The organism is Dactylosporangium sp. NPDC000555 (assembly GCF_040300025.1).
Lineage (GTDB): Bacteria > Actinomycetota > Actinomycetes > Mycobacteriales > Micromonosporaceae > Dactylosporangium.
Map to the genome: position 1 here is coordinate 1 of NZ_JBEPDB010000138.1, position 13259 is coordinate 13259.

General features: G+C 72.2%; 11 protein-coding genes and 1 pseudogene. 8 read left to right on the forward strand and 4 right to left on the reverse strand.

The window, feature by feature from the left end:
• Both ABT297_RS40990 and ABT297_RS40995 read right to left on the reverse strand, forming a co-directional pair.
• Positions 1-1216, reverse strand: a pseudogene (locus tag ABT297_RS40990) (fibronectin type III domain-containing protein); the annotation flags it as partial.
• Between the two features lie 119 nt (positions 1217-1335).
• Positions 1336-2805, reverse strand: a complete 1470-nt coding sequence (locus tag ABT297_RS40995; protein ID WP_350558881.1) for a fibronectin type III domain-containing protein — start codon at positions 2803-2805, stop codon at positions 1336-1338.
• Positions 2806-2923: 118 nt separating this feature from the next.
• On the opposite strand from ABT297_RS40995, the gene ABT297_RS41000 reads away from it, so the two are divergent.
• Both ABT297_RS41000 and ABT297_RS41005 read left to right on the forward strand, forming a co-directional pair.
• Positions 2924-3658 (forward strand): TetR/AcrR family transcriptional regulator, encoded by a 735-nt coding sequence (locus ABT297_RS41000; RefSeq protein ID WP_350558884.1) that lies wholly within the window; start codon positions 2924-2926, stop codon positions 3656-3658.
• Between the two features lie 332 nt (positions 3659-3990).
• Entirely contained in the window at positions 3991-4422 is a 432-nt protein-coding gene (locus ABT297_RS41005; RefSeq protein ID WP_350558887.1) for a zinc ribbon domain-containing protein, read from the forward strand.
• Positions 4423-4463: 41 nt separating this feature from the next.
• Here the strand turns inward: ABT297_RS41005 and ABT297_RS41010 are convergent, their stop codons facing one another.
• Entirely contained in the window at positions 4464-5351 is an 888-nt protein-coding gene (locus ABT297_RS41010) for a helix-turn-helix domain-containing protein (protein ID WP_350558890.1), read from the reverse strand.
• A gap of 74 nt (positions 5352-5425) precedes the next feature.
• Positions 5426-5881, reverse strand: a complete 456-nt coding sequence (locus ABT297_RS41015) for a hemerythrin domain-containing protein (protein ID WP_350558893.1) — start codon at positions 5879-5881, stop codon at positions 5426-5428.
• Between the two features lie 634 nt (positions 5882-6515).
• Here ABT297_RS41015 and ABT297_RS41020 point away from each other — a divergent pair.
• The 6 genes from ABT297_RS41020 to ABT297_RS41045 form a co-directional block, all read left to right on the forward strand.
• Positions 6516-9167: a sensor histidine kinase gene (locus ABT297_RS41020; RefSeq protein WP_350558896.1), complete on the forward strand. Its 2652-nt coding sequence runs from the start codon at positions 6516-6518 to the stop codon at positions 9165-9167.
• Between the two features lie 57 nt (positions 9168-9224).
• Positions 9225-9617, forward strand: coding sequence for a roadblock/LC7 domain-containing protein (locus ABT297_RS41025; protein ID WP_350558899.1), 393 nt, complete (start codon positions 9225-9227; stop codon positions 9615-9617).
• The gene (locus ABT297_RS41030; protein ID WP_350558902.1) at positions 9614-10195 is read left to right on the forward strand and encodes a GTP-binding protein; all 582 of its coding nucleotides are present in this window, start codon (positions 9614-9616) and stop codon (positions 10193-10195) included. The genes ABT297_RS41025 and ABT297_RS41030 overlap by 4 nt, the downstream gene beginning before the upstream one ends.
• A 19-nt stretch (positions 10196-10214) precedes the next feature.
• Positions 10215-11402, forward strand: coding sequence for an ABC transporter substrate-binding protein (locus ABT297_RS41035; RefSeq protein WP_350558905.1), 1188 nt, complete (start codon positions 10215-10217; stop codon positions 11400-11402).
• A gap of 4 nt (positions 11403-11406) precedes the next feature.
• Positions 11407-12273, forward strand: coding sequence for a branched-chain amino acid ABC transporter permease (locus ABT297_RS41040; RefSeq protein ID WP_350558908.1), 867 nt, complete (start codon positions 11407-11409; stop codon positions 12271-12273).
• A partial coding sequence (locus ABT297_RS41045; RefSeq protein WP_350558911.1) for a branched-chain amino acid ABC transporter permease occupies positions 12270-13259 on the forward strand: 990 nt, incomplete at its 3' end. The genes ABT297_RS41040 and ABT297_RS41045, both read left to right, overlap by 4 nt.

Consider the following 13259-nt stretch of genomic DNA (forward strand, 5'->3'; position numbering starts at 1 on the left):
CGCCCGGCGGGCCGACCGGCGGCTTCGTCGCCGGCGGGGGCGGCGGGACGGGCGGCGCGTCGCCGCCGAGGACGTCGTTGGCGTATTTGTCGACGGTGGTCACGTGGTTCTTGCTGTCCACGACCCGCGCGGTCGAGCCGCCGGGCGCGTTGATGAACATGCGGTCCTCGCGGACCTCGATCTCCAGCGGCTTGCCGCCGGCCCGGATCCGGATCGGCTCGAGCGCCTTGCCCTGCGCGTCCAGCACGTAGACGGTCCCGGTGGCGTCGTCGGCACAGTACAGCCGGCCCGACCAGGCCACGCACGGCTGCAGCTTCGGGCTGTCGCCGGGCACGGCGAAGTCGCGGACCTTGCCGTTGTTGACGACATACACGCGGCTGCCGTCGACCACGGTGACCGGCACGTCGCCGCCGACCGTGCGCCCGGGCATCGCGCTCTCGCCCTCGAGATGCAGCGGCACCTTCTTCACGGCGTCGCCGCGCAGCGTGGTCAGGGTGGTGGCGGTCTTGTCGAGCACGGCCACGCCGGAGTCGAGGATCGACAGCGTCAGGTCGTGGCTGGGGTCGGCGACGCCGACGGTCTTCACCTTCACCGGGGTGCCGGCGGACCCGCCGCCCTGGCCGCCGGAGGGGGAGGCCTTCTTCGCCGGCGCGGGCTCGATCGCCACGACTGTGCCCTCGGACGGCACCAGCAGCCACAGCCGGCCGCCGCCGTCGAACGCGCCGCCGGAGATGCCCGGCGGGAAGCTCAGGATCTCGCCGACCGGCAGCAGCGTCGCCGGGTCGAGCTGGCGGACCTGGCCCTGCACGGTGTCGACGACGAACGCCGTGTCGTCGTGCACCGCAACGGTCACGCCCAGGCCTGGCATCGACTGCGTGGTCGCGCCGATGCTGAGGCTGGACAGGTCCAGCACGCTGATCTTGCCGGTGTTGAGATCCCGGAGGATGACGAACCGGTCGCTCTGGGACACCTGCATCGTGTGGCCCTGCGCGTCGGTGATCTTGGTGCGCGTGTCGACCTTGCCGGTGACCCCGTTGACCCGGGCGAGCTCGCCCTTGTCGCTGCTCCACAGCCAGGCGCTCACATCGAAGCTCGCCACCGCTTGGTTGGCCGCTCCGGTGCCGAGCAAGGTCAGCCCGAGCACCGAGACCAGGGCCACGATGGTGCCGAGCGTCACCAGCCCGCCGCTTTTGCGCGAGCGCAGGTTCAGCCGCATTGCCTCACCATCCCGGCCCCCTCCCGAACCGGCGCCCATCATATTCCGGTCGATGTGTGGTGGATACCCCGTAGGGTGCGCTCGGTGTCCTCATTGATACGCACGGTGTTACAAAGGGCTCATCCACGCGAGGTGCACGCCAGGTCGGAGAGCTGAACGTCCCGCGTGCCGTAGACCGCGGCGACGGTGAAGCAGTACTCGAGCTTCGGATTCAAGCCGCTGATGGTGACCCGCGTGCTGCCCGCCGGCAGGCCCTGCAGCTCGCGCATCGAGCCCTGCGCCCCGCCGGCCACCACGAACGGCACGCTGCCGCTGGTCGGGTCCTTCCACGTCAGCGTGACGCTGGTCTTGTCGTCCTTGAGCCTCAGGCCGCCCGGGGCCCGCGGGTTGCCGGCCGGCCCGGCGCTCGGCGGGACGGACGGGGGCGGCCCGGTCGGCCCGGTGGAATTGGTCGGCCCGGTGGAACTGGCCGGACCGGTAGATGTGGTCGGCGGCGACGGTGGCGCGGCGGTCCCGTCCGGGCTCGCCGCGAAGAACGTGGCGGCCATGGCGATCCCGCCGCCGAGCACCGCGACGACGACGATGACGAGGATGGCGGCCAGCGGCGAGCGGCGCCGCCTGGGGGCGCCGTCGGACGGCAGCGGCGGTGCGGTCGCCGACGTCGGCACCGGGGCGACCTGCCACGACGGGCCGGACATCGGCTCGTGGCCGGCGCGGCGCAGCACCCCGGGCGCGACCCGCTGCCACGGCGCCGGCTGGTAGTCGTCCTCGTCCGGCTCGTCCGGCTCGTCCGCAGGCTCGCCGGTCTCCGCGGCATACCCGGACGCCTGGTTGGTCTGCGGCGGCATCGCCGGCCGGTCGACGTCCCGCGGCTCCGGCCGGAAGATCGGCCGTTCGCCGGCGGGCGGCGCGGACATCGGCCGCGGCGGGAGCGGAGGCTGCGGCGGGGCCGGTGGGACGGTGGCGTGCGACGGCGGCGGCGGCGTCATTGGGTCGAACGTGGACGGCGGGGCCGGCGGGACGATGGCGTACGGCGGCGGCGTCACCGGGTCGAACGTGGACGGCGGGGCCGGCGGGACGGTGGCGTGCGACGGCGGCGTCACCGGGTCGAACGTCGGCGGCGGGGGCTGCGGCACGTGCGGCTCCGCCTCCGCCTCCGGCTCGGGCAGGCCCAGATACCGCCGGGCCGCGCGCACGCTCGGGTGCCCGTCGCCCAGCACCCGCGGCCCGAGCTTGACCAGCCGGCCGTAGCGCCGCTTGGCCTCGAACACGTTGCCGAGCTCGTCGGCGATCCGGGCCAGCTCGTAGGACAGGCCGAGCATCACCGCGTGCTCGTCGCCGAGTCGGTGCTGGCCGGCGACCAGCCCCTCCTCGAGCACCCGGCGCGCGTCGCCGAGGTCGCCGAGCTCGGCGTGGTACCGCGCCAGCCGGCCCATCGCGGCCAGCACGTCGGGATCGTCCGGCCCGAGCGTCGAGACGGCGGCGGCGATCGCCCGGCCGAGCAGCGTCAGCGCCCCCCGTTTGTCGCCCTGGGCGGCGATCGCCCGGGCGCCTTGCACGGCGTTGGCCAACTGGGCGGACGAGGACACGCGGATACTGTGCCCTGTCCACCTCCCGGGCGCCACCCGTGGGGCGGACATTCCGTGACGAGCCCGTAGCGGCATGCTTCACCGAGGCCGGGTTGGGCCTGTGATCAATACTTGTCGGATGGCGAAAGAATCGCTGATCCCGCTGCCCGGCGCGCGGGAGGGCCGCGACCCGTCCCGGGCCATCAAGCGCGGCCCCAGCCGGGTGCCGCCCGAGGTCGTCGCGGCCAACCAGCGCGAGCGGCTCTTCGACGCGCTCGTGCACACGGTGGCCGAGAAGGGGTACGCCAACGCGACGGTCAGCGACATCTGCCGGGCCGCCGGCGTGACCCGACCGGCCTTCTACGCCCTCTTCGCCGGCAAGGACGATGCGCTCATCGCGACCTACCGCCACGGCACCGACCTGCTGCTCAAGCTCATGGAGGACGCCTACCACGCCGAGTCCGGCTGGCGCGACAGCGCCCGGGCCGCGCTCCGCGTGATGCTGCAGGTGCTGGCCGAGCTGCCGGCCTTCGCCACGACGGCGGTCGTGGAGATCGACGCCGCCGGCCCGCACGGGCGCGGGGAGCGGGCCCGGCTGCTGCGCCGGTTCGACCGCTTCTTCGCCGAGGCCCCGCGCGGCGCCGACCTGCCGATGCCGGAGGAGCTCGTCGAGACGATCGTCGGCGGGATCTACGCGACGGTGTACCGCTACGTCGCCGCCGGCAAGGTCGAGCAGCTCCCGGCGCTGTTGCCGACGTTGTCGTACTTCACGCTGGTGCCCTTCGTCGGGCTCGAGGAGGCGGCGCTGGAGCTGAGTACGCCCCCGAAAGGGCCGGCGCCCGGCAAGCCGGCGCAATGCCGGGTCACCCCCTGACGGCTCGGTGGCGATGATCACCCAATTTATCCGATATTTCGGGTAAGTCAGTTTGTGCGGTATGTGCCAAGCGACTCGACTCCGATTCGCGCGCTGCCCGAGTTTATCCGATATTTCGTACAAAGCGGATTAGTCGGTCCGCGACGCCGAGGCCAACCACGGGCGCGCACGTACCGGTACGGACGAAACGTTCAGCAGCAGGTAAGGCGGGAACCCGGCCGTTCACGGCCGGGAGGAACGCCATCACGGACCGGGACGACTCCGACGGCACCCGTTACGCCGGGACGGCGCTGAACGGCTACCGGCGCCGTCAGCAGCGGCTGCGTCAGCGGTTGCAGGAGAAGGCCACCAAGTCTGCGAAACGGCTGCTGGCCCGCCGCCGCCGCAAGGAGTCGCGGCACGCCGCGAACGTCAACCACGCCATCGCCAAGAACATCGTGACCGAGGCTGCACGCACCGGCCGCGGCGTCGCCGTCGAACAGTTGACGGGCATCCGCGACCGGGTCCGGCTGAGAAAGCCCCAACGGGTCACGCTGTCGTCGTGGTCGTTCCGCCAGCTCGGCAAGGTCGAGGTCGACCCCCGGTACACCTCCCAGACCTGCGCAGGTTGCGGGTATCGGGACAAACGGAACCGGCCAGATCAGGAAACCTTTGTCTGTCGGTCGTGCGGGGTCGTTGCCCACGCCGATCACAATGCGGCCCGCAACATCGCTGTACGTGGTGTCGTGGGCTGGGGCGCAGTCAACCGCCCGCACGCGGCCTGACCTCGCAGCCAGCAAGGGCAGTGATCCGCAAACCCGCCCATTCATGGGCGGGTATTTGACGTCAGGACGGTGCGGGGGGTCAACCGGCCGGGCAGGGCCGAGCGCTGGTGCGGCACCCGCGGCGCGGGGGAGCGGTGCAGGACGGCCCGGAACGTGCCGGGCGACTGGCCCGTCTCGCGGGCGAAGAAGCGGCCGAAGTTCGTCGGCTCCTCGAAGCCCAGCCGCCGTCCCACGTCCGCGACCGGCATCCCGCTCGTGGCCAGCAGCCGCTTGGCCTCCAGCGCCACCCGCTCGTCGATGAGCTGCTTGGCGCTCCGGCCGGTGACCGCGAGGCTGGCCCGGGTGAGCGTCCGCACCGAGCAGCGCAACTGCTCGGCATAGTCCTCGACGCGCCGGTGCCGCACCTCGCGCTCCAGCTCGGCGCGCAGCAGGCCGATGAGCAGGTCGGCCGGGCCGCGCCGGGGCTCGGGTGCCAGCGCGGCGATGCGCATCAGCAGCACCGCCACCGAGTGGGCCAGCAGCGTCTCGCCGAACGGGGTGCCGCCGTAGCGGACCCGGTCGACGCCGATCTGGGCGATCTCGGCGACGATGGCCTCCTCGTCCTCGCCCGCGGGCTGCCAGCAGGCGGGCGCGAACGGGTCGGTGACGAGCTCCGGCAGCGGCAGCTCGGGCAGCAGCGACGGCGAGAACGTCAGCACGGTCGCGTCGAAGCCGGCCTGCTCGCCGAACTGGTGCACCTGGCCCGGGCGGCCCCACAGCAGGGTGCCGGGGCGGCAGGCGTACGTCACGAAGTCCAGCGCATGCGTGCCTTGACCGGCGCTGACCAGGATCACGACGTGGTCCGCGGTCCGCATGGCGGAGCGCCCGACCGGCAGGTCGCTGAGCCGCGCCGCGCTGACGGGATCACCGGTGAGGCCGAAACTGACCATGGCCAGCCCGACTGTACCGAAAGTGGGCCAATCGGCAACCCGCTGGAGCGGCCGGCATTCGGCCTGCGCCGGGTCTACACCCGGATGCCGGCCACCGCCAGCTCGGCGATGCGGACCTCCTCGAACGCGGCGCCCACCTCCGCGAGCCGCTCCTCGCTCAGCGCCTCGCGCAGCGCGGGCAGCAGCTCGTCCTCCTCGTGCGCCACGTGCCGCGCGACGGTGGCGATGAAGTTCTCGAGAGTGTCGTCGAAGCCCGGCCCCTCGGGCGAGATGAGCTGCAGGTCGTGCAGCAGTCGCTCGGCCTCGTGGTGCTCGTCGGCGCCGGTGTGCGCCTCCTCGCGGGCGTGCGCGTCGAGGCCGGCCAGCACCGGGTACACCTTCTGCTCCTCCGCGTGGCTGTGCGCGGTGAGGCGGGCGGCGCACTCGTCCAGCAGCAGCTGGCGGTCGCCGTGGCCGGAGCGCAGGCGCTCGAAGAGCCGCTCCATGACCCGGTGGTCGTTCATGATGAGTGTGACGGCGTCGGAAGCCATGGTTTCCTCCTAGGTGCGTCCCCTCCACGGTCTCGCGTCGCGGGGAGCGGCGTGGCGGAATGGACGAACCGGTTCGCCAAGTGTGCGCCAGGCTGCGCGGAATGCGCGACGGCGCCGCCCTCGCCCGGCCGTGGCGGACGAATGCCTGATCCGGACCGGTGCGCGGAGTCCATCGCGGTGCCGGCCCGGCTCGACTCCGGTGGGCGTCGATGTGCCGGCCTCGGGCGGTCGGCGCGGGCCGCCGAGGTATTCACCACGGCGCGAATTGTCGAGCGAAGATATTTTTGCACGCCAATGAGTGACCCGTCGTGATCCTCAAACTCCAATCCGTATTGTTACGGCAACGTAAAGTTCGCGTCGCGTCAGGGCTGCCCGCATCGGAAGATGTCAGTCAAAAATCCCGCGAGTACAGCCGTTTGGGTCCGTACAGGTTGGTCAAGAACCGGGCGAACGGATGAGTGGGAATGGGGCGATCGGCGCTCGACGGCATACATCGGTATTGACATGGATCGGCCGAGCTGTGATTGTGCACAACGTCGATGCGAGAGCCGGGACATTGGGTGCCAGAGCGCCTGCGGCGGCTGGCCCGCGTCCGACGCGCATTGTCAATCTCGGATGCCTGCGGGGGCTTTTCGTGACCCAAAGCCAGAGCTCGCTGCCCGTGCCCACCCAGCGGCAGGGTCGCGACCCGCGGCAGGGCCCCGAGCACCGGCCCACCCGGCACGCCGCCGAGCTCGACCGGCGCGAGCAGTCACCTGCGCCGCGCCGCGGCGAGGAGGAGCAGCGCGGGCAACGCACCGGCCGGCGCATCGTCGACCAGCTCCGCCTCATCGTCGCCGTCCCCCTCGTCGCCGTCGTCGTCTTCGCGGGCGTCGCGTTCGTCTCCACCATCCAGGAGGTGAACCGGGCGCGCACCCTGCAGGACCTCGCCGCGCTCGCCACCAACGCCGGCGGCCTCGCCCACGCGCTGCAGCGCGAGCGGGCCGCGGCCGTCAACGTCGTGCTCAGGAACGACGCGACGCTGACGGAGGCATTCCGGCAGCAGACGACGCTGACCGACGACGCGGTCCGCGTCTACCAGCAGCGCCGCCACGGCCTCTCCGGCAGGGGTTCGGAGACGCTGTCGCGCGTCGACACCGGTATCAACGCCCTCACCGGCCTGCGTGACCATGTCCGCAACGACAAACGGGCCTCGGTGACGGCCGTCGCGTTCAGCTACCGCATCGTCATCGCCGACCTGTTGGCCTACCGCGAGTCGGTGGCCCGCTCCGGCGCCCCGACCGACCTCGCCGACGAGATCCGCGCCGCGGCCGCGCTCTCCCGCGCCGCCGAGGCCGTCGGCCAGCAGCAGGCCGCCGTGCTGCGGGCGATCGCCGCCGGGCAGCTCACGCCCGCGCTGCAGCAGGAGGTCACCGCGACCCGCACGAGCTTCATCGAGGCGACGGTCTCGTTCAACCAGCTCGCCCCGGCGGAGTGGCGCACCTGGTACGAGCAGGTCGGCATGGGCGACAAGGTCATCGCCGCGCAGCGCCTGCAGGATCAGGTCGGGCGCACCGCGACCGGCTCGGCGATCGTGCTCGACTCCGCCGGCTGGATCAACGCGATGTCCGGCTGGGCGGGCCTGCTGTACCAGGTCGAGCAGCAGGTCGACGAGAGCGTCGAGCAGTCCGTCGCGGCGCTCCACGACGACCGGATGATCCGCGCCGTGCTGCAGAGCGCCGGGTTGGCGATCGTGCTGCTCGTCGCGATCGCGCTCACCGGTTTCGTCGCCCGGCGCCTGACCCGGCGGCTGCGGTCCCTGCACGACGCCGCCCGGACCGTCGCCTATGTGCAGCTGCCCTCCGTCGTGGCGGAGCTGCGCGCCGCCGCCCCCGGCACGGTCGACCCCGACGAGGTCGCCGACCGGGCGTCCTCGACCCTGGTGGTCGGCGGCGCCGACGAGGTCGCGGACGTGGCCCAGGCCTTCCGGGCCGTGCACCGCGAGGCGGTCCGGATCGCTGGTGAACAGGCCGTCATGCGCTCCAACGTCGCCGAGATCTTCGTTCACCTCTCCCGCCGCGAGCAGCGACTGGTCGACGCGGTCCTGGCCCAGGTCGACAAGGTCGAGCGGGACGAGACCGACCCCGACCGGCTGCAGGAGCTGTACCAGCTGGACCACCTGGCCACGCGGATGGCCCGGATCAACCTGAGCCTGCTGGTGCTGGGCGGCTCCGGCGCCGCCCGCGTGCGGCGCGAGGACGCACCGCTGGGCAAGGTCCTGCAGGCCGCCATCTCCCAGATCGAGCACTACGTGCGGATCCGCTTCGGCAGCGTCGACGACGACGTGGCGGTCGTTGCCGAGGCGGTCGACGAGATCGTGCACCTGCTCGCCGAGCTGCTGGACAACGCGACCGCGTACTCGCCGCCGGAGTCGGAGGTCGCGGTCACCGCCCGGGCGCTGGGCGATCGGATCATCGTGCAGATCGCGGACACCGGCGTCGGCCTGTCCTGGTCGCGGCGGGAGCAGCTCAACCAGCTGCTGGCGCACCCGCCCGCGATCGACATCGCCGCCGTGCGCGCCATGGGTCTCACCGTGGTCGGGCACATCGCCGCGCGGTACAACATCCAGGTCCAGCTGCGCCCCGGCCAGCCCACCGGGACGCTGGCCGAGATCGTCGTCCCGAAGGACATGTTCCGTCCGATGCTGGCCTCGGAGCGGGGGCCGCAGCTGCCGCCGGTGACGGTCACCGCCGAGCACACCGGCAACGGTGCCCGCCCGGCCAACGATCTGTTCACGCCGCAGCGGCCCGCCGAGCCCAGCCTGTTCGAGGATCCGTCGCAGCCCTGGCCGACGCAGGAGTTGTACCCGGTACCGCCGTCCCGGTCACCGGCGGCCCCGCCCGGCCCCGGCATGTGGCCGCCGCTGCCCGAGCCGGTGGTGCCGGCGATCCTGGCCGGCACCGACGACGCGATCGAGCTGCCGATCTTCCAGTCGATCAACGGCTGGTTCCAGACGGAGACACCGCCCGACCTCGAGACGAGCAGCGAGGCGTCGAACTGGGAGTCCGGCGCCGACGCCGGATGGCAGGCCGCGGCCGCGGCCGCCACGCCGGAGGTGAGCTCCACGACCGCCGCGGGTCTGCCGGTCCGCGCGGCGGGGCGCCACCTCGTGCCGGGCGCGGCCGAGCCGGCCGCCCGGCCCGGCGTTCCGGTCCAGCCGAGCACGCCGAAGCGCGACCCCTCCCGGGTCGCGGCGGCCATGTCGGCGTACGCGCGCGGCGTCGCGAACCGACGCCCGCAAGGCTGAGCCTGGCTTGGGGGGAACCGTTGGATGTACCTGCGACAGCTGGAGAGGACCACGTCTGTGACCGACCCGAGTAATCTCGGTTGGCTGCTGGATAACTTCGCGAGCCGCACTCCCGATGTCAGCCATGCGCTGGCGATCTCGACCGATGGCCTCGTGCTGGCGCACACCCGGGCACTACCCCGGGACCGCGCCGACCAACTCGCCGCCACCGGCAGTGGCCTCGTCGCGCTCCTCGCCGGCGCCGCCCGCTTCTTCGACGCCGGCCAGGTCGTCTCGAACGTGACCCAGCTCGACGGCGGGTTCATGTTCTGCATGGCGTTCAGCGACGGCGCGTCGCTGCTCGTGCTCGCCTCGCCCGACGCCGACGTCGGCAAGGTGTCGTACGAGATGACCGAGCTGGCCAACCGCATCGGTGACGCGCTGACTCCCGCCGTGCGGGGCCCGTCGTGACCGATCCGTATCAGCGCGCGGGGCGCCCGACCTCAGTAAAGATCATCATTGCGGGCGGCTTCGGTGCGGGCAAGACCACGCTCGTCGGCGCGATCTCCGAGATCCCGCCGGTGACGACCGAGGCAGTGATGACCGCCGCCAGTCTCGGGCACGACGACGCCACCCTGGTGCCGGACAAGGGCAGCACCACGGTGGCGATGGACTTCGGCCGTATCACGCTCTACTCCGACCTCGTCCTCTACCTCTTCGGCACCCCGGGTCAGAAGCGGTTCTGGTTCATGTGGGACGAGCTGTGCCGGGGCGCGATCGGCGCGGTCGTCATCGCCGACACCCGGCGCCTGGCGGACTGCTTCGGCGCCATCGACTATTTCGAGAACCGTCGACTGCCCTACGTCATCGCCGTCAACAATTTCGAGGGCGCGACGCGCTACCACGTCGAGGACATCCGTGACGCGCTGGCGATCCACCCAAGCGTCCCGATGCTCGACGCCGACGTGCGGTCGAGGGCGTCTGCCAAGGAGATCCTCGTCGCCGTGACCGAGCACGCCCTCGCGCAGCGCGCCGGCGCTCGCCGATAAAACCCCCTCAAGGAGAACAATGTCCCTGCAACGACGTTTGGTCAGCATCGCGCTGGCCACCGGCCTGGTGCTCACGGGCGCCGGGTGTGCCAAGGACGAGGCGAAGTCCGGCGGCGCCGGTGCGGCGTCCACCCTCAAGATCGGTCTTCTCGGCTCACTGAGCGGCACCTACCAGGCGATCGGCACCGACGTCAAGAACGGCTTCGAGCTGTACCTCAAGATGCACGACAAGAAGCTCGGCGGGCACCCGATCGACCTCAAGATCGGCGACGAGGGCGACGGCGCGCAGACCGCGGTCCCGGCCGCGACCAAGCTCATCAAGGACGAGGGCGTCCTCGCCGTGACCGGCATCGTCGGCGGTGGCTCCGTCGCCGCCGTGGCGCCGCTGCTGAGCGAGGCGAAGATCCCGCTGGTCGGTTCCGTCGGCCGCCCCGAGCTCAAGGACCTCAGCGGTGTGTGGACCACGAGCTTCATGTCCTCCGACCCGGGCCAGAGCATCGCCCAGTACATCAAGGACAAGGTCGACGGACCCGTCTTCGCGATCGGCCCGGACTACCAGGGTGGCTACGACGAGGTCGGCGGCTTCACCAACGAGTTCACCAAGATCGGCGGCACGCTCGCCAATGCCAACGGCAAGACCCTGTGGACGCCGTTTCCGCAGACGACCAACTTCCTGCCGTACTTCAGCCAGATCAAGTCCAGCGGCGCCAAGGCGGTCTACACCTTCTACGCCGGTAAGGCCGCGATCGACTTCGTGAAGCAGTACAAGCAGTCCGACGTGAAGGACCTCCCGCTGTACGCCGCCTTCGTCACCGAGGGCAGCGTGCTGCAGGCCGAGGGCGACGCCGCCAAGGACGTCTACACCGTCTGCAACTACTCGCCCGACCTCGACAACGAGGAGAACCGCAAGTTCGTCGCCGCGTGGCGCCAGGCCTACCCGGACGCGACCCCCACCACGTTCGCGATGGCCTCCTACGACGCGGCGGCCGTGCTCGACCGGGCCATCGGCGCGGCCGGGGCCAACCCGACCTCGCAGTCGATCAACGAGCAGCTCGGCAAGCTCGGCCAGATCTCCAGCCCGCGCGGGCAATGGCAGTTCGGCAAGAACCACGCGCCGATCCAGAAGTGGTACCTGCGTCAGGTCCGAAACGACGGCCGCGCGCTGGCCAACGTGCTGGTGCAGGACCTCGCGACGGTCGGCGCCTAGTCCATTGGACGACTACCTCATCCCGGCGGTCGACGGCGTGGCCTACGGCCTGCTGCTGTTCGTCGTCGCCGCCGGGCTCACCCTCGCCTTCGGCGTGGGTGACGTGCTCAACCTGGCGCACGGGACGCTGTACGCGTTCGGTGCCTACGCCGCCGCCGAGATCAGCGACGGCAGCTGGGGCTCGCTCGCGCTCGCGGCGCTCGTCGGCGCCGCGACCGCGGGCGCCGGCGGCGCGCTGCTGTCGGTCATGCTCGTGCCGCTGGCCGGGCGCGGGCACCTCGCACAGGCGTTGCTCACGTTCGGCGTCGCGCTGGTGGCCGGCGACCGGCTCATCGCGCTGTTCGGCAAGGACGACCTCGGCGTGGTCGTGCCGGCCGCGCTCGACCGGACCGTGCACCTGGCCGGGCACAGCTACCCGGGGTACCGGCTGGCGCTGATCGGCGTCGCCGCGCTCATCGCCGCCGGGCTCGCGCTGCTGGTGACCCGGACCCGGGTCGGCGGCCTGGTGCGCGCCACCGTCGACGACCGGGACATGGTCGCCATGCTCGGCATCTCCCCGTTCGCGGTGCGCACCGGCGTCCTCGCCGGCGCGGGCGCCCTGGCCGGCCTGGCCGGCGCGCTCGGCGCCCCGATCATCGGCCCCGGCCCGCGCACCGCCGACACGGTGCTCATGCTGTCGCTCGTCGTGGTGGTGCTCGGCGGCATGGGCTCGATCACCGGCGCCCTCGTGGCGGCCATCGCGGTCGGCGAGATCCAGACCGTCGGCGTCACGAACTTCCCGACCATTGCCCCGTTCGCGCTCTTCGGCGCGATGGCGATCGCGCTCGCCGCGCGGGCCCGGGGCCTGCTGCCGTCGGGGCGATCCGCATGAGATGGATCCTGTACCCCGCGACGGCGGCCCTGCTGACGCTGCTGGTCTCGTTCGCGTGGACCCTGGACGACTACGCGAACCAGATGCTCGCCCGGATCCTCATCGTGGGACTGCTCGCGGTGAGCGTCGCGCTGTTGACCGGCGTGGCCGGCCTGCCCACGCTGGGCCAGACCGCGCCGTACCTGGTCGGCGCCTACACCACCGCCACCCTCGTGCACCACGACGTCGACCTCGGCGTCGTGCAGCTGCTCTGCGCGGCCGCGGCCGGCGCGCTCTTCGCGCTGCTCACCGCGCCGCTGGTGGTCTACGCCCGCGGCGTCGTGGTCCTCATGATCACCCTCGCGCTCGGCGAGCTGACCGTGACCGTCGCCGGGCGCTGGAAGTCCGTCACCCACGGCACCGACGGCATGCTCGCGCTCGGGAAGGTGGTACCGCTGCCGGGCCTGGCCGCCCTCGACACGGACGGGTCGGTGTACCTCTACACCCTCGCCGTGGTGACCGTCCTCACCGCCGCGTTGCTGCTCGCGCTGCGCTCGCCCGCGGGCGCGCTGCTGCGGGCCACCCGCGACGACGCGCGCCGGATGCGGGCCAGCGGGCACCCGGTCGCCGGATACCTCACGGCCGCCTACGTCGTCGCGAGTGCCCTGGCCGGCGTGGCCGGTGCCCTGCTGGTGACCGTGCAGTCGTACATCTCCCCGAGCGACGGCGGCTTCGACGTGGCCGCGCTGATCCTCCTCGCGGTCACCATCGGCGGCGCCACGTCCATGGTCGGCGCCCTGGTCGGCGCGGGCCTGGTGGTGGCCACCCGGGACTGGCTGGCGGGCGCCGGCCACGCGCCCCTGCTGCTGGGCTGCCTCTTCATCGTCTGCGTGTACCTGCTGCCCAACGGCCTGCTCGGCGACCGCGCGGCGCTGCCGGCGCTGTTCCGGCTCCGCCCGCGCCGGCCCGGGGCGCCGCCGTCCGAGCGGAATTCCGGGCAGCATTCC